At 54.8% G+C, this 20,997-nt stretch carries 20 protein-coding genes and 1 pseudogene; 12 read left to right on the top strand and 9 right to left on the bottom strand.

The features are described from left to right. Window positions 1–2,982 (top strand): virulence factor SrfB, encoded by a 2,982-nt coding sequence (locus tag L350_RS17725; RefSeq protein WP_032624184.1) that lies wholly within the window; start codon window positions 1–3, stop codon window positions 2,980–2,982. Continuing rightward, window positions 2,979–5,153 carry a virulence factor SrfC family protein gene (locus tag L350_RS17730; RefSeq protein WP_032624183.1) on the top strand — a complete coding sequence of 725 codons (2,175 nt, stop codon included), beginning with the start codon at window positions 2,979–2,981 and terminating at the stop codon, window positions 5,151–5,153. Before L350_RS17725 ends, L350_RS17730 begins: the two co-directional genes overlap by 4 nt. 33 nt (window positions 5,154–5,186) lie before the next feature. On the opposite strand, the gene L350_RS17735 is transcribed toward L350_RS17730, so the two are convergent. Both L350_RS17735 and L350_RS17740 read right to left on the bottom strand, forming a co-directional pair. Further along, a complete protein-coding gene (locus L350_RS17735) occupies window positions 5,187–5,945 on the bottom strand; it encodes an alpha/beta fold hydrolase (protein WP_023306286.1) in 759 nt (252 codons plus the stop codon). A gap of 86 nt (window positions 5,946–6,031) precedes the next feature. After that, window positions 6,032–6,205: a GhoT/OrtT family toxin gene (locus L350_RS17740; RefSeq protein ID WP_003856960.1), complete on the bottom strand. Its 174-nt coding sequence runs from the start codon at window positions 6,203–6,205 to the stop codon at window positions 6,032–6,034. Window positions 6,206–6,448: 243 nt separating this feature from the next. Between L350_RS17740 and L350_RS17745 the strand changes: the two genes are divergently transcribed. From L350_RS17745 to L350_RS17755, 3 genes are read left to right on the top strand one after another with little or no spacing between them, the layout of a single operon-like run. Next, window positions 6,449–6,775, top strand: a complete 327-nt coding sequence (locus L350_RS17745) for a TehB family protein (RefSeq protein ID WP_015570441.1) — start codon at window positions 6,449–6,451, stop codon at window positions 6,773–6,775. A gap of 27 nt (window positions 6,776–6,802) precedes the next feature. Beyond that, window positions 6,803–7,156, top strand: a complete 354-nt coding sequence (locus tag L350_RS17750) for a TehB family protein (RefSeq protein WP_080461260.1) — start codon at window positions 6,803–6,805, stop codon at window positions 7,154–7,156. A gap of 3 nt (window positions 7,157–7,159) precedes the next feature. Beyond that, window positions 7,160–7,342 (top strand): DUF1869 domain-containing protein, encoded by a 183-nt coding sequence (locus tag L350_RS17755; RefSeq protein ID WP_003856955.1) that lies wholly within the window; start codon window positions 7,160–7,162, stop codon window positions 7,340–7,342. Between the two features lie 35 nt (window positions 7,343–7,377). Here the strand turns inward: L350_RS17755 and patD are convergent, their stop codons facing one another. The 3 genes from patD to L350_RS17770 all read right to left on the bottom strand — a co-directional run bounded on the left by patD (window position 7,378) and on the right by L350_RS17770 (window position 10,637). Continuing rightward, window positions 7,378–8,802 carry an aminobutyraldehyde dehydrogenase gene (gene patD / locus L350_RS17760; RefSeq protein ID WP_032624181.1) on the bottom strand — a complete coding sequence of 475 codons (1,425 nt, stop codon included), beginning with the start codon at window positions 8,800–8,802 and terminating at the stop codon, window positions 7,378–7,380. 139 nt (window positions 8,803–8,941) lie between these two features. Next, window positions 8,942–10,366 (bottom strand): aminotransferase-like domain-containing protein, encoded by a 1,425-nt coding sequence (locus tag L350_RS17765; protein WP_032624180.1) that lies wholly within the window; start codon window positions 10,364–10,366, stop codon window positions 8,942–8,944. A gap of 82 nt (window positions 10,367–10,448) precedes the next feature. After that, complete coding sequence (locus L350_RS17770) at window positions 10,449–10,637, bottom strand: cold shock small protein YmcF (RefSeq protein WP_017693360.1); 189 nt, start codon at window positions 10,635–10,637, stop codon at window positions 10,449–10,451. A gap of 393 nt (window positions 10,638–11,030) precedes the next feature. On the opposite strand from L350_RS17770, the gene L350_RS17775 reads away from it, so the two are divergent. From L350_RS17775 to hslJ, 4 genes are all read left to right on the top strand, one after another. After that, complete coding sequence (locus tag L350_RS17775) at window positions 11,031–12,425, top strand: cytochrome ubiquinol oxidase subunit I (protein WP_032624179.1); 1,395 nt, start codon at window positions 11,031–11,033, stop codon at window positions 12,423–12,425. Between the two features lie 5 nt (window positions 12,426–12,430). Further along, a complete protein-coding gene (gene cydB, locus L350_RS17780; RefSeq protein ID WP_032624178.1) occupies window positions 12,431–13,441 on the top strand; it encodes a cytochrome d ubiquinol oxidase subunit II in 1,011 nt (336 codons plus the stop codon). Further along, a complete protein-coding gene (locus L350_RS17785; protein WP_017693358.1) occupies window positions 13,441–13,569 on the top strand; it encodes a DUF2474 domain-containing protein in 129 nt (42 codons plus the stop codon). Before cydB ends, L350_RS17785 begins: the two co-directional genes overlap by 1 nt. A gap of 123 nt (window positions 13,570–13,692) precedes the next feature. Further along, window positions 13,693–14,130 (top strand): heat shock protein HslJ, encoded by a 438-nt coding sequence (hslJ, locus tag L350_RS17790; protein ID WP_032624176.1) that lies wholly within the window; start codon window positions 13,693–13,695, stop codon window positions 14,128–14,130. Between the two features lies 1 nt (window position 14,131). Here the strand turns inward: hslJ and L350_RS0122215 are convergent, their stop codons facing one another. Then, window positions 14,132–14,398 (bottom strand): putative hemolysin, encoded by a 267-nt coding sequence (locus tag L350_RS0122215; protein ID WP_003856935.1) that lies wholly within the window; start codon window positions 14,396–14,398, stop codon window positions 14,132–14,134. A gap of 271 nt (window positions 14,399–14,669) precedes the next feature. Between L350_RS0122215 and nifJ the strand changes: the two genes are divergently transcribed. Further along, window positions 14,670–18,194 carry a pyruvate:ferredoxin (flavodoxin) oxidoreductase gene (nifJ, locus tag L350_RS17795; protein ID WP_032624174.1) on the top strand — a complete coding sequence of 1,175 codons (3,525 nt, stop codon included), beginning with the start codon at window positions 14,670–14,672 and terminating at the stop codon, window positions 18,192–18,194. Window positions 18,195–18,580: 386 nt separating this feature from the next. Beyond that, window positions 18,581–19,708, top strand: a complete 1,128-nt coding sequence (gene ompC / locus L350_RS17800) for a porin OmpC (protein WP_022648258.1) — start codon at window positions 18,581–18,583, stop codon at window positions 19,706–19,708. A gap of 33 nt (window positions 19,709–19,741) precedes the next feature. Here ompC and L350_RS17805 read toward each other — a convergent pair whose 3' ends face one another. From L350_RS17805 to L350_RS24625, 3 genes are all read right to left on the bottom strand, one after another. Continuing rightward, on the bottom strand, window positions 19,742–20,164 hold the full coding sequence (locus L350_RS17805; RefSeq protein ID WP_023300213.1) for a GFA family protein: 423 nt from the start codon (window positions 20,162–20,164) through the stop codon (window positions 19,742–19,744). Window positions 20,165–20,167: 3 nt separating this feature from the next. Continuing rightward, the gene (locus L350_RS17810) at window positions 20,168–20,365 is read right to left on the bottom strand and encodes a hypothetical protein (protein WP_022648260.1); all 198 of its coding nucleotides are present in this window, start codon (window positions 20,363–20,365) and stop codon (window positions 20,168–20,170) included. A 204-nt stretch (window positions 20,366–20,569) separates the two neighbouring features. After that, window positions 20,570–20,701, bottom strand: coding sequence for a hypothetical protein (locus L350_RS24625; RefSeq protein ID WP_255248590.1), 132 nt, complete (start codon window positions 20,699–20,701; stop codon window positions 20,570–20,572). 81 nt (window positions 20,702–20,782) lie between these two features. Between L350_RS24625 and L350_RS24620 the strand changes: the two are divergent. Then, window positions 20,783–20,968, top strand: a pseudogene (locus tag L350_RS24620) (tyrosine-type recombinase/integrase); the annotation flags it as partial. Window positions 20,969–20,997: the final 29 nt, after the last annotated feature.

Here is a 20,997-nt window from a genome sequence, read left to right as displayed (position 1 = left end):
ATGCTGGTTAATCTTTGCGACTATAAACAGAGCGTGACGCTGATTGCTAACAGCGGCGTACAGTTTCTCGATTTTGGCCTGACTCCGCAGGACACCGCCAGCAACGGGCGTTTCGTGCGTAAAACGGCAAATGGCCCGCTGCTGCGCCTGGATTTTGACCTGGTCAACGGCCGGTACACGCTGCCTGCCACCGATGGCGGGAAGCCGGAAGTGGTCAAGCCTGAAAGCACCATTCCACTGCATGACTCCCTGACCGTGCTGGACGGTGTCTGGCTGCCGCTTCCTTTCCTGCGCTTTAACCCGCCGCGGACGTTTGTTGATGGCCCGGATAACTGGGCGCGCGTCCAGGTACGGAAGCTTTCCACGCCCGACGCGGCTGGCAATACGCACCGGGTCACCGTCGCGCTCGACAGCCAGATTGCGGAGCATGCGACGTCTGCCCTGTCGCCGGTTGAAAACGACATTCTTAACGGCACGCGTTTCGCCCTCGCCTGGCGCGACAGTGAGGTTGAGAGTTTCCTCGACCAGACCTGGATTGACGGCTGGCTGCGTGAAGCCTTCACACAATATGCTGACGGGGTTGAAAAACGCGCCGAGCGCGAGCTGCATCAGGCCATGCGCAGCTTTGAATATCAGGCGCACTGGCTCAACCTGCTCTCCATGCTCGGTGAACAACTCACCGTGCCGGAAGTGAAGTTTGTCACCCATACCCTGAGCACCCCTGCCATTCCTGTCGATCTGATCCTTGACGTAGGCAACACCCACACCTGCGGCGTGATTATTGAAGATCATGGTGATGCCAACGACGGCCTGCGCCAGACGGCTGAACTCCAGGTGCGTTCCCTGAGTGAGCCGCAGTTTCTGAATGAGCCGCTGTTTACCAGCTGTCTTGAATTTTCCGAAGCGCGTTTTGGCAAGCAGCACTTCTCGGTGGAAAGCGGCCGGGAGGATGCGTTCGTCTGGCCATCCATTGTCCGCGTGGGTGATGAAGCGCGTAAGCTGGCGATGCAGCGTCTGGGCACGGAAGGCAACAGCGGTATCTCCAGCCCGCGTCGCTATCTGTGGGACGAGACGCCGGTGGTGCAGGACTGGCGCTTTAGCCAGATGAACAGCAAAACTCAGCGCGAACCGCTGGCAACCGCGTTTCCGCTGATGAACCTGATGAACGACGACGGGGAACCGCTCTTTACGCTGCCGCAGGATGAGCGCCTGCCGGTGTTCTCGCCGCAGTACAGCCGCAGCACCCTGATGACGCACATGCTCTGCGAGCTGCTGGCTCAGGCGCTTGGCCAGATTAACAGCGTAGCCACCCGATTGCGGCTCGGCTTCCCGGCCTCTCCCCGCCAGCTGCGAACGCTGATCCTCACCCTGCCTTCGGCGATGCCGAAACAGGAGCGCGAGATTTTCCGGCGCCGCATGTTCGAAGCCATCGCCATCGTCTGGAAAGCGATGGGCTGGCATCCGCAGGATGAAGATTTTGCCAGCCGTAAACAGCAGGAAAAAAGCGTGGTGCCGGTCCCTGAGATCCAGATGGAGTGGGACGAGGCCAGCTGCGGCCAGCTGGTGTGGCTGTATAACGAAGCCATTTCCCACTTCGGTGGCCAGACCGAGGCCTTTTTCGCCTCCCTTGCCCGTCCGGATCGCGCGCCTGAGCCTGGCGTCCAGCCGGGGCGCGCTCTGCGCGTGGCCTCGATTGATATCGGCGGCGGCACGACGGATATGGCCATCACGCACTATCAGCTAGACGATGGTACCGGTAATAACGTCAAAATCACCCCGCAACTGCTGTTCCGCGAAGGGTTCAAGGTCGCTGGCGACGACACACTGCTGGACGTGATCCAGCGCTACGTTCTGCCCGCCCTGCAAACCCAGCTTCAGAAATCCGGCATTGCCGATGCCTCCCAGCTGATGGCATCCCTGTTCGGCGACTCCGGGCGGATCGATACCCAGGCGGTCCTGCGCCAGCAGACGGCACTTCAGCTCTTTATGCCGATCGGCCACGCGATCCTGGCGGCGTGGGAATCGAGCGATGTTGACGATCCGCTGGCCGGGCTGCATGCCACCTTTGGCGATCTGCTTGCGCAAAAACCGACCCGCAACGTGATGAACTATCTCCGACAGGCGATCGACCATGCGTTGCCTGCCGGCTCAGAACACTTTGATCTGCTCAGCGTCCCGCTGCACGTCAGTTTCCGCGAGATGCAGGACGCGATGCTGGCGGGTCAGTTCACGCTTGCCGCCCCGCTGCATGCGGTATGTGAGGCGATCTCTCACTACAGCTGCGATATTCTGCTGATCACGGGACGGCCAGGCTGTCTGCCCGGCGTTCAGGCCTTGATTCGCCACCTGCAACCGGTGCCCGTCAACCGCATCGTCTGGCTGGATAAATACCAGGTTCATGAATGGTATCCGTTCAGCCAGCAGGGACGAATCGGCAACCCGAAATCCACAGCCGCCGTGGGAGCGATGCTCTGTAGCCTGGCGCTGGATCTTCGTCTGCCGCGCTTTAACTTTAAAGCAGCAGATATTGGCGCGTACTCTACGGTGCGCTATCTGGGCGTGCTGGATAACACCATCAATACCCTGCGGGACGAGAACGTCTGGTATCACGATATCGACCTCGATAAACCCGGCGCGAAACTGGACGCCCGTCTGCACTTCCCGCTGCGCGGCAACGTTACGCTGGGCTTCCGGCAACTGGCCAATGCCCGCTGGCCCGCGACGCCGCTCTATACCCTGAGCATCAACTCTGCCGAGCTGGCGAAAGCCATTGCGGGCGACGGCGTACTGAACGTGCGCCTGAAGCTGCGTGGCGGCAATAAGCAGGAGGGGCCGGAATCTTTCGAGCTGAGTGATGCCTGGCTACAGGACGGCACGCCAGTGCCGCCGGACGCCCTGACATTTAAACTGAATACTCTGGCCGATCGCCGACACAGCGGCAGCCACTACTGGATCGACAGCGGGAGCGTATACCTCAAATGACTGCGACGACTGCCACCACTCAGGCCTTAATCGGGTGGATCAACGAGACGCGACAGCACGCCCCGATGCTGGATAACGAAGCCGACGCCCTGCTTGCCCGCCTTAACGCTGCTCGCGCGCGTGAAGAGGCCCTCGAACGTGCCCTTGTCTGCCAGGGCAGCATCGGCTTATACGGCCACTCGCAGGCCGCGAAAGCGCATCTGCTGGCCTCCCTGTGCGGCAGCGGCGACGAACGGCTGAACGTTACGCCGGGTCAACGCACGTTTGATTACTTCTCGCATATTAACCCTGGGCATGCGCCGACCAACATGGCCGTGCGTTTCACCAGAGCGTCCAGCGAGGTCGCAGACGACGCGTTTCCCCTGCGCCTGAGCCTGGTAACGGAGGCCGAGCTGGTACAGCTGTTTATCGCCCGCACCACGTTGGATCCGCAGATCCGTGCGGTGGATAAATCGGTGATTGAAGCCCGGCTTGAGAAGTGGCGTACGCTGCGTCAGCCGCACAGCGTGCCGGGAATAACGGCGCAGGAAGTCGCGACCGTTGCCCGGTTCTGGCAAACCGTAGTACCCGGCGCTAAGCAGCATATTGATGATGCCCTGTGGCACCAGTTTGCCCTGCTGGTTCCGTCGCTTGATCTCAGCACCCGCGCCAGCATCTGGTCTCTGCTGTGGGGTGAGCAGCAGGAGTTAACCCAGCAGTGGCTTAAACTCGCCCAGGTGCTGCATCAAACCAGCCATGCCAGCGCGCTTGCGGCGCCGTTGAGTCTGCTGGTGGACAGTTTTGGTCTGCCGTGTGAAGGTTTCCTTACTCACGGGGCCTTTACCGTGCCGGAAGCGCAGGAAACATTGCTTCATCCGGTAAATAACGGCGAGTTGCTTAATGCCATTAGCCTGTCCGTCGATGTGCTGGCCTGCCTGACCCGCGAAGTGGTGCTGCCCGTTGAAAACTGCGTTCTGGATAACGTAGATATTATTGATATTCCGGCCATTTCTGAGGAAAACACGCCGCTGATGACGCAGGCAAAATGCCTGTGGTTGCTGGAGCATTATCGTCAGCACATACAGCCGGATGTCCTGGTTATCTGCAATGCGACGGCCCACCACCAGCAGACGGCAAAAACGGCCAGGCTCCTGCAAAACTGGGTCAAAGAGACGCAGCCGGTGGAAGAGTCCGCGTTGCCGGGCCTGGTCTGGGCCATTACCCCTCACGATGCGCGGTTTACCACAAAGCAGAATCTGGACGAAGCGGTGCAACAGTTGCTGGGCCAGCCGGGTCTGCGCTGGGGCACGCTCCAGGCGCTCGATACCCACAGCATGCAGCGGGTAATTGAATGGCTGTCGCAGGCTACCCTTCCAGCACAGCGCCAGAAGCGTCTCCACGCGCTGAAAAGGCTGTTGCAACAGTCTCTGACCACGCTGATGCGCGCATACGTCGCCCCACTCACTCAGGAGCCAGGCGCAGGGCGGGCAGAGGCCGAAAAAATGGTCCGAACGCTGCAAGGCAGCGCCGCTCGTCATGGTGAACTGCTTGAGGGGCTTCTGCCGCCGTTAAATGCGTTTGAGACGCTGCTGACGATTCACCAGCCCCGTGAGGAACAGGTCAACGGCCTGTTTAACGACGTTATCGATCTGTTTGCGGAAGAGACGCCGGAATATCCAGGCACGTTGCAGACCAAAGACAAGGCGCGACTGGCCCATAACGTGTGGGTTAACCATCTTCGTCAGTGGAGTCGCAACGACGCGGCCGCCGCCCGTCTGGGCCTGGACCCAGAGGTATTGCAGCAAATTGTGGATGTGCTGATCGTTACCAGCTACCGGCTGGATCTGCCGCTGCAACTGCAACGTATTGCAGAAACAGATAAAAGCAGTGCTGCGCAGCTGCATGCCGCGACAGGCAATTTCGTTAGCTGGCTTGGCTATGAACTGACGCCCGTTTCTGAACGGCCTGCAAGCCGGATCCGCAAAGGTCAGCCAATTTTTGTGACGCCAGTTGTGAGCTGCGCTTCACCCCGGCTTACCCGACTTGGCGAGCAGCCTGTTCATGCGGCGACAGCCTATGTTTATGACTGGCTGGTTGCGCTCTACACCCGCGCGATTGAGAATGTGGATTATCAGTGCCCGTATGACATTAAGCCTGCTGCGCGGAAAGCCTTGTCTGCCTTGCTGTCTTAATCATTGCAGCCCGCAGCAATGCGGGCTACCCCTTCATGATCCGTTTATGAAGCCAGACAAAGCCTGAGCCAACGCTGACGGGTTTTCCCAGGACATTGAATGGCCCGCATCAGGGATAATTTTTACAGCAACGCCTTTTTGTTGCAGGCGATTAAAATCTTCATCAGGCAGGGACCACTCACCAAAAACTAACATGACCGGGCAGCTCAATGACAAAAACAGGTGTTCCCAGTCGGGTTTAACGCCCTTGACCAGGCTCGTTGCGCCGCGCCAGACGGCCCAGGGGGCATTGCTTTGAAGGCTTCCAGACCACGCCGTCGTTTCCGCCCGCAGCATGTCATCATAGCCCTGTTCCAGAAAATGTTGTTCCGTTTGGGCCGCAATTGCCCGGCTGAACATCCCGCCACCCGCATGAAAATTGGGTTCAGACACTATCAGGCCTTTAACGCGTGACTTTAGCAGCGTTGCCGTTTCGATAGCGATACTCCCCCCCATGCTATGACCATAGAGCCAAAGACTATCCAGGCCGAGATGGTCTAACAGTTCAACCACCACCTGCGCCTGTTCACTTGTGCGATAACGGTAGTTGTCAGGTTTGTCACTGTAACCGCTACCGGGGAGATCGATCAGAATGGCTCTGCGCCCCCCGAAACGGGTATCACAGACAATACGAGGATATTCATACGACGATGCACAGCCCAACCCGTGGATAAACACAACCGGGTCACCGAAACCGGGAAGATCCTGCCAGCGCACCGTGCAGCCTGCTTGCTGTGAATAGAAACTGTTCATAAGCACTCCATGTATGACGGACTGTATATTTATACAGCCTCAATGTATGGAATGCTATGTCTGGATGCCGATTCTGGACGCGTGCTTCAGAAAAGAGAGATTAACAGGGCAACAGGAAAGCTCATCGGCCAGGTAGATCCCACCAGGAATGCGCTCAACAGGCGAATACGTTTACGATCTTTAGACAGGAACCAGGTAATTAATGCGCAGATGGAGGCCATGATTGCGTAGAAAACCAACATCTTTTGATACAACGTCATTCTGTTTACCTGAGCCGAAAAATAACCGCACGCAATATGCGTCATATGTTGACACAGATCAAGTTTTTTCGTTACACAATAACCACTTAATTATTAATGATAATAACAACTGAGTACCTTGTGTAACAACGCCGGGTAAAGCAAAACGGTTATTATTGATAAGATGCATATTAAATGCACTTTTTGATAAATCCATCCCCTCAGAAAGCAGTTTAATAACAGCAGGCTTTTAAGGGAGGAAACATGCTACGCATTCCGCAGAGTTGCATTCACACCCGTTCCACGCCTTTCTGGAACAAAGAAACGGCCCCAGCTGGCATTTTTAAACGTCACCTTGATACGGGCACGCGTCCGGGCGTTTACCCTCGCCTGTCGGTGATGCGTGGCGCAGTGCGTTATCTGGGCTATGCTGATGAATTTACACCTGAGCCTGACAGCGAGCTCGTCATTGAAGCGGGTCGTTTCGGCGTTTTCCCGCCAGAGAGATGGCACCACATTGAGGTGATGACCGACGACACCCTGTTCAATATTGAATTCTTTGTTGAACCTGAGGTGCTTAAGTCCCTTTAAGCACCCGCCAACATGAAGGAAACTATGATGTTACGTATTCCTGAAAACTTTGTTCATACCCGCTCGACGCCGTTCTGGAATAAAGAGAGCGCCCCAAAAGCGCTTTTTACCCATCACAACACCAAAGCCGGCGTGTACGGTCGGTTGTCCGTCATGCAGGGTGCGGTGCGTTACTTTGGCTTTGCCGATGGCGACGCCACCGAGCCCGATCTGGAATTGGTCATTGAGGCCGGTTCTTTTGGCATCTCCCCACCGCAAAAATGGCACCGCATTGAGCTTCTGACCGACGACACCTATTTTAATATCGACTTTTTCGCGGATCCTGCCGTCACGCTCAGCGGTGCGGGCATCGGTAAAGTGGTCAACACGCATAAGGAGTAAATAATGGGTAAGGCTACCTATACCGTGACCGTCACCAATAACAGCAACGGCGTGTCGGTGGATTATGAAACAGAAGCGCCAATGGAGCTGTTGATCCCGGACGTCGCGGCAGATGTCGTGAAGGATCTGGTGAACACCGTTCGCGCCTACGATACGGAAAATGAACACGAGGTATGTGGCTGGTAAGCTGAATCGCCCGGCACTGCGCCGGGCATGAGGGTTTAGTGTTTAAACATGACATGTCGGACTACCGTGTAATCCTCAAGTCCGTAGACCGACATATCTTTTCCGTAACCGGATAACTTCATCCCGCCGTGCGGCATTTCGCTCACCAGCATAAAATGGGTATTGACCCAGGTGCAGCCATACTGCAACCGTGCGCTGAGGCGATGGGCGCGTCCGACGTCTTTTGTCCAGACGGACGAGGCCAGGCCGTATTGCGAATCGTTAGCCCAGTTCAGCACCTGCGCTTCATCCTCAAATTCTGTCACGCTGACCACCGGGCCAAACACTTCGCGCTGGACGATCGCATCTTCCTGCTTCGCCCCGGCCAGCAGCGTTGGCTGGAAGTAATATCCTGCCCCCTCTTTTTTACTGCCACCGGTGACGACGCGGATATGTCCAAGGGTTTTGGCTTCGTCCACGGCAGCACAAACGCGGGAAAGATGCGCTGCGGAGCTGAGCGGGCCCAGCTCGGTTGAAGCATCGTCCGGCGCGCCCATTTTCAGGCTGGCAACAGCTGCGCCCAGCTTTTCGACCAGCGCGGGGTAAATCCCCTTCTGGGCATAGATACGACAGGCTGCGGTACAATCCTGACCAGCATTGTAGAAACCAAACGTACGCACGCCTTCAACCACGGCATCCAAATCTGCATCGTCAAAGACAATGACCGGGGCTTTTCCGCCCAATTCCATATGGGTACGTTTAACTGAAGATGCGGTATGCCCGATAATATGTTCTCCGGTAGCAATAGAGCCGGTGAGAGAAACCATACGGACTTTTTCGTGACCGGTCAGCGGATCTCCTACGGTTTTGCCGCGACCAAACAGCACGTTGAGCACGCCTGGCGGTAAGATATCTTTCGCCAGTTCCGCCAGCTTCAGCGCCGTCAACGGGGTGATTTCAGACGGCTTGATGACGACACAGTTTCCCGCCGCCAGCGCGGGCGCCAGCTTCCACGCCGCCATCATCAGAGGATAGTTCCAGGGCGCGATAGAGGCGACAACGCCAACCGGGTCGCGGCGAATCATTGAGGTATGTCCTTCGAGGTATTCTCCGGCAGCCAGCCCATTCAGGCAGCGGGCGGCTCCGGCAAAGAAGCGAAACACATCGACCACGGCCGGGATCTCATCTCCCTGGACACAGTGCAGCGGTTTCCCGCAATTTAGGGACTCCAGTTGTGCAAACGCGTCAGCGTTGGCTTCTATCACATCAGCCAGTTTCAACAAACTTTCGGCGCGCGTTTTGGGCGTCGTTTGCCCCCACTCAGTGAACGCACGATCGGCAGCCTGGACGGCAGCGTCCACCTGTGCTGCCGACGCTTCAGCAATCTCCAGCAATACTTCACCCGTGGCAGGATTGTAAACCGCCTGCTTCTCACCCTCGCCGGTCACCAGTTCACCATTAATCAGCAGTTGATTTTGCATAGCATCGTCCTGTTGAAATCGACATAGTTTTCGCTGTCAGCACACGTTCTGGCGGGTCGATGCGTGACAACGTCACGTCACCAATCCGCACTCCCTTACTAAAGGTAGACCGCGCATCATGTCGCTTCAGGAATTTTCATCAAGGTGTGACTGGGGGCAGCATCATTTCGCGAATTAACGCCGCCAGTTGGACGACCGCCTGCTCCTCCCGCTCGCCCCATCCCCATGAGGTATTGAAACGGAAAAACGGTGTCCAGATATTGGAGGTGGAAAACATCTTGCCGGGCGCAATGCTGATTTGATGGGTTAACGCCTTCTCACTCAACCGCCCCGCATCCAGCTGTTCAGGCAGTTCCAGCCATAAAAAGTAGCCGCTGTCGTTATGATGGATTTTGACGCCGGCAGGCATATGGCGCAAAAGCGATTGCCAGGCCTGCTGTTTGCGTTCAGCAAGCGTGCGTCGCAGGCGGCGAAGGTGGGCGTCGTAACGTTTGGTCGCCAGGTAATCCACCAGCGCCAGCTGCATGGGAGAACTGGTGGATAACGTACTCATCAGCTGCAACTGCTGAATACGGCGCGCATGTTTTCCCGCCGCCACCCAGCCAATACGGAAACCGGCCACCAGACACTTGGAGAATGAGGAGCAGTGCAACGTCATATCCTGCTTATCCCAGGCCTTTGCCGGAAGCGGCTTTTCGCGGCCAAAGTAGAGTTCGCTGTAAACATCGTCTTCAATCAGCGTGACGTTATGCCGGGTTAATAAGGCCACCAGCTGAGCTTTCTTCTCTGCACTCAGCGTGAAGCCGAGCGGGTTCTGACTGTTGGTCATCAGCCAGCAGGCTTTCACCGGATAATCATTTAACGCCTGCTCAAGGGCACTGAGATCGATGCCCTCACGCACGTCAGTAGCAACCGACAGCGCTTTCAGTTTCAGACGTTCAAGTGCCTGGAGTGCGCCATAAAAACAGGGGTTTTCAACGATAACCCAGTCACCTGGTTCAGTGACAGCCTGCAAACTAAGGTTGAGTGCTTCGAGCGCGCCCGCGGTGATCACAATTTCATCCGGGGAGATATTCATCCCCTGCTGAGCGTAGCGACGGGCAATGGCATGACGTAAGTCGACGTTACCCGGCGGCAGGTTTTCAATCACGCTCATGGCCGTGGCCGTTTTACTGACATTAGCCAGCGAGCGGTTGAGTTGCTGAAGCGGGAATAGGCGCGGATCGGGAAATGCCGAGGCAAAAGGGACAACGGAGGGGTCGCGGCTGGCCTGTAGCACGTCGAAGATATAGGTGTTGATGTCAACTACTTCATCGCGCATCACCTGCGCGGGCGGTGCTGGCTGGTGTGTGGTCGGACGGGCGGCAACGTAATAGCCTGACTGCGGTCTGGCAACAATGCGCCCCTGACTTTCCAGCATCTGATACGCGTGGCCCACGGTCATGAAACTCATGCCGCTGCTTGCCACCTGCTCTCGCAGAGAAGGCAGCTTATCGCCCGGCAACCATACGCCAAGCTCAATCTGCGAGATAATTTGTTGCGCCAGACGCTGGTATTTTTTCATCAGATTCTCCTTATTGCTGACAGTGTATATCAGCAGGAGAAAAAGAGAAGAATTTGCTAACTGTTATGGGAAACGCGGTAGATTACTTGCGGTACTCAGTAATATGATTCTGAGCAGAACGCGCTGCGGCCAGGTGGTCGAGCGTGATCATCGACGATTTGCAGAAAATGCATTTTGCGCCGAACGGATTTTTGTCAGACACATCAAAAGCTGAGGTGCGGTACTGCGAGCCATGACAGCATGGGCAGCGGAAATGGATATAAGAAGTCATAGGATTCTCCTGTAAACGTAAAAACGTAAATTACTCATGAGCCGATCAGGCAAAAGTTGGTTCGATACAAAACTAATCGGAATGTAGATAAAGACCCAAGAGAGGCTGCGGAGAGGCACAACGTGATGAGAACTGCTTTATAAAACTACGTCAGATATTTATTTGGATTCAAAACCAGAAATCCATTAACGCATGTTGCAGGCGACAAATCAAGCTGTTTAATGCGTAAAAATCATAAAAAGAAATTTTTTATTCTTCCTTGTTAGCTATATCAGCCAGATAAAGTTCACCTTTTCCCACAACTGTTATAGATAAATTATCAATTTCTGCTTCTGATATCTCATTTTCCCCCTCTTTATCATAACAGCACACCGTTTAACATTGAGGCAGTGCATGTTTGGTCCAGATGCGTTTCATCTTGCGCGAATACAGTTCGCCTTTACCGTATCCTTTCATATTATTTTTCCGGCGATAACCATTGGCCTGGCGAGCTATCTCGCCGTGCTGGAAGGGCTGTGGCTGAAAACAAAAAAACCCGTCTGGCGTTCGCTGTACCATTTCTGGTCGAAGATCTTCGCCGTCAACTTTGGGATGGGCGTGGTCTCCGGCCTGGTGATGGCTTATCAGTTTGGCACCAACTGGAGCGGGTTTTCGCAGTTTGCGGGCAGCATTACCGGCCCTCTGCTGACCTATGAAGTGCTCACCGCGTTCTTCCTTGAGGCGGGGTTCCTCGGGGTAATGTTGTTTGGCTGGAATAAGGTCGGGCCGGGGCTGCACTTCTTTTCGACCTGCATGGTGGCACTGGGGACCCTCATGTCTACGTTCTGGATCCTCTCGTCAAACAGCTGGATGCATACACCGCAAGGGTATGAAATCATCAACGGTCAGGTCGTTCCGGTGGACTGGTTTGCCGTGGTGTTTAACCCCTCCTTCCCTTACCGCCTGCTGCACATGTCGATAGCGGCATTTCTCAGCAGTGCACTGTTTGTCGGAGCCTCCGCGGCCTGGCATTTGCTGCGCGGAAACAACACCCCTGCCATTCGCACCATGTTCTCCATGGCGTTGTGGATGACGTTGATCGTAGCCCCTGTTCAGGCACTGGTGGGTGATATGCACGGGCTTAATACCTTAAAACACCAGCCCGCGAAAATAGCCGCCATTGAAGGCCACTGGGAGAATCCCCCGGGTGAGCCTACTCCGTTGCTGCTGTTTGGCTGGCCGGATATGGAGCAGGAACGGACCCGTTTTAGCCTTGAAATTCCCGCTCTCGGCAGCCTTATCCTGACCCACAGTTTCGATAAACAGGTTCCGGCATTGAAGGAGTTCCCAAAAGACGATCGCCCGAACGCCACCATTGTCTTTTGGTCTTTCCGCATCATGGCCGGTTTAGGGATGTTGATGCTCTTCCTGGGCATGGTGGCGGTCTGGCTGCGTTACAAACAGCGCCTCTACACCTCACGTTCCTTCCTGTGGTTTGCCCTGCTGATGGGACCGTCCGGGCTGATCGCGATCCTCGCCGGATGGGTAACAACGGAGGTCGGCCGCCAGCCGTGGGTCGTCTATGGACTACAGCGTACGAAGGATGCGGTTTCCGCGCATGGCGATCTGCACATGAGCATCAGCTTGCTGGCCTTCTTCGTGGTTTATACCGCGGTATTCGGCGTGGGTTACAGCTATATGGTGCGTCTGATTAAAAAAGGGCCGCAGCCCCATGAATCCTTCGCGACTGAATCCGATGGCCGCCCTGCTCGTCCGCTTTCTGCCGTCACCACTGAATTTAAGGAGTAACCGTAATGGGTATCGATCTTTCCATTATCTGGTTCGTGATTATCGTTTTCGCCACGTTGATGTATATCGTGATGGACGGTTTTGATCTGGGGATAGGCATCCTGTTTCCGGCAACGCCGAATGCGGACGACCGCGACGTGATGGTCAACAGCGTGGCTCCCGTCTGGGATGGCAACGAAACCTGGCTGGTGCTTGGCGGTGCGGCCCTGTTTGGCGCCTTTCCTCTCGCCTATGCGGTTATCATCGACGCGCTAACCATTCCACTGACAATAATGCTGATCGGGCTTATATTTCGTGGGGTCGCCTTCGAATTTCGCTTCAAGGCCACTCCGGCGCACCGCCCGTTCTGGGATAAGGCCTTTATTGGCGGGTCAATTGTGGCGACCTTCAGCCAGGGCATCACCGTCGGTGCGGTCATCCAGGGGTTCAGCGTCACCGGTCGCGCTTACAGCGGTGGTCCGTTTGACTGGTTTACCGCGTTCAATCTTTTCTGCGGTGCGGGTCTTGTAGTGGCTTACGCGCTGCTAGGCTCAACGTGGCTGGTAATGAAAAGCGAAAATGCCCTGCAAAAGCGGATGCGTCAGCTATCGAAAGTGCTTCTGCCCCTGCTTCTGGTATTCATTGCAGTAATCAGTATCTGGACCCCTCTCGCCCAACCAGCTATTGCTGCGCGCTGGTTTACGCTGCCGAATCTGTTTTATCTGCTGCCCGTTCCTGCGCTGGTTGCGATCCTGAGTCTGTGCCAGTGGCGCTGCCTGCACGATCCTGCGAGCCATACCCTGCCGTTTATCATGACGTTAGGGCTGGTTTTTCTTGGCTTTAGCGGGCTTGGGATCAGCATCTGGCCGCATATCATCCCGCCGGACATTACCCTGTGGCAGGCCGCTGCGCCAGCCCAAAGCCAGGGCTTTATGTTAGTGGGTGCACTGTTGATCATTCCCGTGATTCTGGTCTACACCTTCTGGAGTTATTACGTTTTTCGCGGAAAAGTACAGCATGGGGAGGGTTATCACTGATGCAACAACCAGTATGGAAACGTTTGATGTGGCTTGCCATCATCTGGGGCGGCAGCGTCCTGGCGCTGGCCTGCGTAAGTATGCTCTTTAAAATGCTGATGGCCGCAGCCGGATTTAAATCGCACTAACTCACTGACCGGGTGCGCCGCCGCCCGGTCCCTTCCCGCACTTTCAGATAAACCCCATTAACACCCAGGAGGGTATGGTTACACTGAAAAAATATTTACAGCATTGATAGTTTGAGAAGAAAAATGAAAAAGCTCGCGGCAGTAAGTTTAATCAGCCTTGCACTGGCTGGATGCGTTAATCCTGGTAAAGCCTCTGTTCAGACCGATCAGTTAGAGAATCACCGTTTCGTGCTGGAAAACGTTGATGGAAAAGCGGTTAAGGGCCTGAAAACGCAGCCTGAAATTCGGTTCAGCGCGCAGCCCAGTATCAGCCTGATTAACAACATTGCCGTCTCCGGCACAATGTGCAACGGCTTCAACGGCCAGGGAAAATTGTCCGAAGGAGAGTTGACGGTCAAAACGCTGGCAATCACGCGGAAACTCTGCACCGAGCCGCAGCTTAATGAACTGGATCAGACCCTCGCCGATATGCTACGCACAGGCGCTCAGGTAGACCTGACCGAAGACCAGTTAACGCTGGCGACAGCCAATAAGTCTTTAATGTTTAAGCGAGTTGAATAACTCAGTAACTCCCGCACGATCCTACGGCAAGCGACTGCTCACTACAGCGTTTGCCGTTTGGCAACGCGCACATGCCGATAGCGGAGCCGTCGAGCTGACGGGCAACGGAGAGTGACCCTCCGATCATTGCGCAGTTGGCCTGGCCTGAACTGGACATAGCCGCTCGCATACCTGGCGTAACGTGTGCCGCTGTCGCCTGCTGTACAGGTTCATTGCTGCATGCCGACAACAGTAACGCGGCACATCCGACCCAAAATGCAGAACGCATACCTTCCTCCCCATAGTTAAAGCGAAACCTATGCATAATAGGCATCACGCACCGCATCGTCGAGAGCGGATGTGCGTATTTATGCGCTCTGGTAACAATTTCTCGCAATTTTTTATCGCGAATAGCCATCCAGTCATTGATACAGCGCATCCCAAGGACACAAAAGCGAAAATCGTAAAACCTGAGCTTTGCTAAAATACACAGATAATATTCAGGGTCTGTCGTCGTTTTACAGGCCCTTCATTTTTGCGCAATGTAAGGGTGTTGTCCTATGCAAACTATTGACGGCAATGGTGCAGTCGCGTCTGTTGCGTTTCGCACCAGCGAAGTTATCGCCATCTACCCCATCACCCCAAGCTCCACGATGGCTGAACAGGCTGACGCCTGGGCTGGTAATGGGGTAAAAAACGTCTGGGGCGATGTCCCGCGGGTTGTTGAGATGCAGTCCGAAGCCGGCGCCATTGCCACCGTGCATGGTGCGTTGCAGACCGGTGCCCTGTCGACCTCGTTCACCTCGTCTCAGGGGCTGCTGTTGATGATCCCCACGCTTTACAAGCTGGCAGGACAATTAACGCCGTTTGTCCTGCACGTCGCCGCACGTACTGTAGCCACACACGCGCTCTCTATTTTTGGCGACCACTCAGACGTGATGGCCGTGCGTCAGACCGGCTGCGCTATGCTCTGCGCCAGCAGCGTGCAGGAAGCACAGGACTTCGCGCTGATTTCGCATATCGCCACGCTGAAAAGTCGAGTGCCATTTATTCATTTCTTCGATGGTTTTCGCACCTCTCACGAGATCAATAAAATCGTTCCGCTGCCGGATGACACCATACTGAACCTGCTGCCGCAGGCTGACATTGATGCCCATCGCGCTCGGGCCCTCAATCCGGAACATCCGGTGATCCGGGGTACCTCTGCCAACCCGGATACCTATTTCCAGTCCCGCGAGGCGACAAACCCGTGGTACAACGCGGTATATGAGCACGTCGAACAGGCGATGGACGATTTTGCCGCTGCGACGGGTCGCGAATATAAGCCGTTTGAATATTACGGTCATCCGCAGGCCGAGCGCGTGATCGTCCTGATGGGCTCCGCCATCGGCACCTGCGAAGAGGTGGTCGATGAGCTGCTTACGCGTGGTGAAAAAGTTGGCGTACTAAAAGTTCGCCTCTACCGTCCATTCTCTGCGAAACATCTGCTCGCAGCCCTGCCGGAAAGCGCACGTGCCGTGGCGGTACTTGACCGCACCAAAGAGCCTGGCGCGCAGGCTGAACCCCTTTACCTTGATGTAATGACCGCTCTGGCTGAGGCGTTTAATCACGGTGAACGCGAAACGCTGCCGCGCGTCATTGGCGGGCGTTATGGTTTGTCTTCCAAAGAGTTCGGGCCGGAGTGCGTCCTGGCCGTATTTGCTGAACTGCGCGAGGCAAAACCGAAGCCGCGCTTTACGGTTGGCATTTATGATGACGTGACTAACCTTTCTCTCCCTTTGCCGGAAAACACCCTGCCCTCGAATGCGAAACTGGAAGCGCTGTTCTACGGTCTGGGCAGCGACGGCAGCGTCTCGGCGACCAAGAACAACATCAAAATTATCGGTAACTCCACGCCGTGGTATGCGCAAGGGTATTTCGTTTACGATTCCAAAAAAGCGGGCGGGTTGACCGTCTCGCACCTGCGCGTCAGCGAACATCCAATCCGCTCGGCATACCTGATTTCTCAGGCGGATTTTGTTGGCTGTCATCAGCTCCAGTTTATCGATAAATACCAGATGGCCGAGCGCCTGAAGCCCGGCGGTATTTTCCTGATCAACACCCCGTATAGCGCCGATGAGGTCTGGGCACGACTGCCCCAGGAAGTCCAGGCGGTGCTAAACCAGAAACAGGCGCGCCTGTATGTCATTAACGCCGCGAAGATCGCCCGCGAGTGCGGCCTGGCCGCGCGTATCAATACGGTTATGCAGATGGCGTTCTTCCACCTGACCAATATTCTGCCGGGCGACAGCGCGCTGATGGAGCTACAGGGGGCGATAGCCAAAAGCTACAGCAGCAAAGGTCAGGAGCTGGTTGAGCGCAACTGGCAGGCGCTGGCGCTGGCCCGCGAGTCGCTGTTCGAGGTGCCGTTGCAGCCAGTCAATACCAGCAGCCCGAACCGGCCGCCAGTGGTGTCTGACGCTGCCCCGGATTTCGTCAAAACCGTTACGGCGGCGATGCTTGCCGGGTTGGGCGACACTCTTCCCGTCTCTGCGCTTCCGCCTGATGGCACCTGGCCGATGGGCACGACCCGCTGGGAAAAACGCAACATTGCCGAAGCGATCCCTATCTGGAAAGAAGAGCTGTGCACCCAGTGCAACCACTGCGTGGCGGCCTGCCCGCACTCGGCCATTCGCGCCAAAGTGGTGTCGCCAGAAGCGATGGCGGACGCACCGGAAAGTCTGCACTCGCTGGATGTAAAATCCCGTGATATGCGTGGCCAGAAATATGTTCTTCAGGTGGCACCAGAGGACTGTACCGGCTGTAACCTGTGCGTCGAGGTGTGCCCGGCGAAAGATCGTCAGGATCCCTCAATCAAAGCCATTAATATGATGTCGCGTCTGGAACATGTTGAAGAAGAGAAAGTGAATTATGACTTCTTCCTCGACCTGCCCGAAATCGATCGCAACAAGCTGGAACGCATTGACATTCGTACCTCGCAGCTTATCACCCCCCTCTTCGAGTACTCCGGGGCGTGTTCCGGATGCGGTGAAACGCCGTACATCAAACTGCTTACCCAGCTTTACGGCGACCGGATGCTGATTGCCAACGCGACAGGCTGCTCGTCAATCTATGGGGGGAACTTGCCGTCTACGCCTTATACCACCGACGCGTATGGCCGCGGCCCGGCTTGGGCAAACTCGCTATTTGAGGATAACGCAGAATTTGGTCTGGGATTCCGCCTGACGGTCGATCAGCACCGCGCCCGCGTAATGCGTCTGCTGGAACAGTTTGCCGATAAAATCCCGGCAGAGCTGAATGACGCCCTGCATGCGGAGGCCACGCCTGACGTTCGTCGCGCACAGGTTGCTGAACTGCGCCACGCGCTTCAGGGTGTTGAAGGGGCTGAACAACTGCTGACCGATGCTGACGCGCTGGTTGAAAAATCTATCTGGCTGATCGGTGGCGACGGATGGGCCTACGATATTGGTTTCGGTGGTCTTGATCACGTCCTGAGCCTCACCGAAAACGTTAACATTCTGGTGCTTGATACTCAGTGTTATTCCAACACCGGCGGACAGGCCTCGAAAGCAACGCCACTGGGTGCGGTCACGAAATTTGGTGAGCATGGCAAACGTAAGGCGCGTAAAGATTTGGGCGTCAGCATGATGATGTATGGACACGTCTACGTCGCTCAGATTTCGCTGGGCGCGCAGCTTAACCAGACGGTGAAAGCCATTCAGGAAGCGGAAGCGTATCCTGGCCCGTCGCTGATCATCGCCTATAGCCCGTGTGAGGAGCATGGCTACGATCTGGCGCTTAGCCACGACCAGATGCGTCAGCTTACCGCAACCGGCTTCTGGCCGCTGTACCGCTTTGACCCGCGCCGTGCCGATGAAGGAAAATTACCGCTGGCGCTGGATTCACGTCCGCCTTCAGACGCCCTTGCCGAAACCTTACTTCAGGAGCAGCGTTTCCGCAGGCTGAACGCTCAACAACCAGAAGTAGCAGAGCAGCTATGGAGGGACGCGGCAGCGGATCTTCAGAAGCGTTATGACTTCCTTGCACAGCTGGCGGGGAAAGCGGAAAAATCAACCAGCGAATAACCGTTATGCCCGGCTTGTCCGGGCATTTTTTGCCATAAAAAAGCCCGATGCACGTGCACCGGGCTAATCCAGAAGTTCGGTGAAAATTGCCTCAACGTTCTGAACAATATTCACGTGAATTATGGATGAAAAAATCTTAAAGGCATATAACGCCATGGAGAATACCTGCTTTACCACTTAATTAATAATTTTTATTTTGTATCGATTATAACGATTAATTCACGGCATCAATTGTTATTTCAAACGCATCATTTGCTTTAGATTTTACTCAACCCGTAACAATTATATTTTATTCATCAGCCCTCTGTGTGATTTAGCATGGGACAGCTTTCCAGCCCGGAAAGTTCACTAAGCAATAAAAAAATAACTGCAAAGGAATAATCAAAATGCAAAGAAAAGTACTGGCACTGATGATCCCCGCTTTGTTAATGGCTGGAGCCGCTCACGCAGCTGAAATTTATAATAAAGACGGCAATAAACTGGATCTGTATGGCAAAGTAGATGGTCTGCATTATTTCTCTGACGATGCGTCAAAAGATGGCGACCAAACCTATATGCGTCTGGGTTTCAAAGGTGAAACCCAAATCAACGACATGATGACCGGTTACGCGCAGTGGGAATACAACATTCAGGCAAACAACACCGAAGGCTCTGACAATCAGTCCTGGACGCGTCTGGCCTTCGCGGGTGTGAAGGTGGGCGACTACGGATCCTTCGATTACGGCCGTAACTATGGCGTCCTGTACGACGTAGAAGGCTGGACCGATATGCTGCCAGAATTTGGTGGCGACTCTTATACTTATGCCGATAACTTTATGACCGGTCGTGCAAACGGCGTGGCGACCTACCGTAACACCGACTTCTTTGGTCTGGTGCAGGGTCTGAACTTCGCGGTGCAGTATCAGGGTAATAATGAAGGTAATAACTGCGATGAGAATTTCTGCTCTACCAATGAAGGGACCAACAACGGTCGTGATACACGTCATGAAAATGGTGACGGTTACGGTATCTCCGCAACCTATGATTTCGGCATGGGCTTCAGCGCAGGCGCGGCATATGCTTCATCTGACCGTACTAACGATCAGGTAAATTACACTACTGCGGGAGGTGATACTGCGGATGCATGGACCGCAGGCCTCAAATACGATGCCAACAACATTTACCTGGCTGCAATGTATTCCGAAACCCGTAATATGACGCCGTACGGCGACAATGCAGATGCGGTTGCAAATAAAACCCAGAACTTTGAAGTGACCGCACAATATCAGTTTGACTTCGGCCTGCGTCCGGCTGTTTCCTATTTACAGTCCAAAGGTAAAGATCTGGGCAATGGTCAGGACGATAAAGACCTGGTGAAATACGCTGACGTCGGTGCTACCTACTATTTCAACAAAAACATGTCCACCTATGTTGATTATAAAATCAACCTGCTGGATGAAGATGATTCATTCTACAAAAACAATGGCATCGGTACGGATGACATCGTAGCGTTAGGTCTGGTTTACCAGTTCTAATCCCGTTAGCCCGCAGCGATCTGCGGGCTAATTTTATCTCTGTTTCGCCTGTTCTTTGCGAAAAGAGAGATAGCCAATTACCCCGCTGTCGCCATCCATAGGGTGATTTATCCCATCCATTACCGCCACTTCCGGGAAGTCGAATGGCGTAACATTTTCCAGACAGGCGACATTCACACCATATTCATTGGGATTGGAACGTCGTTGATGGAACGTGTAAATACCGCAAACCGAGCAGAAGAAATGGCGCGCCGTGCCGGTGTTGAAACGGTACTCTGTGAGCGTGTCCGCGCCCTGCGTCACCTTAATACCCGTCAACGGCGCGGAAACCACTACTGCCCCGCGCATCCTGCAAAACGAGCAGCTACATCGCCGTGCGGTATTCAGGCCGTCCGTCAGCTCAACAGTAAATTTCACCGCCCCACAATGACACTGTGCATGACGAATTTCAGCCATCGCTTATACCCCTTTTCTCACTAACTCAGCCGCTTTTAAAAAGACCTCATCTTCGACACCATCCCCCTTCTGCCTGCCGAGCCTCACCAGCTCATCGACAATACTTTCACGGTTGATGATCTTCTGCGCTGAAACCAGCCCGATAACGGCGGCACCAATCGCCAGCCCAACTAATCCTGTCTGTTCGTCTTTATTTTTCATAGAAGCGCTCCCTTGTCCCCCTCAAAAGCGTAGCAGGAGAACTGTAAAACGTGCTGGAACGCGGGGATGAGATCGGTGCTTTATCTCACCTTCTCGTCCGGCAAAACAGGGGGTTCTGAGCGGGTATCGGAATATCGTGAATAGCGTTGCGCATAGAGAGGCCGTAATGGGTGTTAAAACCGCCTTCGTAGAGGCGGCTGGTCATTACTCTGGATCTTTATCGCCTGATTCAGGCGCTGAGCCAGGATCATCTTTCGGTTTTCTTCCATCCTTTTCCGGGTTATCCGGGCTGGGATTATAATCAGGATGGTCACCATTAACGGGACGGTCAGACATTTTCACCTCCGTTTTTACTGCGTAAGCTGTAAGTGTAGACAACCCGTTAGTCTTAACCAAACTTCTTTGAGGGGCTCATTTGTAAATCGTGCTGGCATTCGGCGCTGCAATCCGTACCATACACGACACACTTTCGCATGCTGGTTTTTACCGGTAGCCGCAAACCCGTCTTTTATCGCTAACCAGATGGGGCACGTAAATGCGCAGATGGTGTATGAAATCTATGCTACATGGATAGAAGAGATGAACACGAAGCTGACGCTTTGAAATCGTTTTCTCACCCTGTGCCCCATTTG

It is taken from the genome of Enterobacter sp. MGH 4, from assembly GCF_000534735.1.
In the GTDB taxonomy this organism is placed as follows: domain Bacteria; phylum Pseudomonadota; class Gammaproteobacteria; order Enterobacterales; family Enterobacteriaceae; genus Enterobacter; species Enterobacter intestinihominis.
This window is presented reverse-complemented; position numbering and strand designations above follow the sequence as displayed.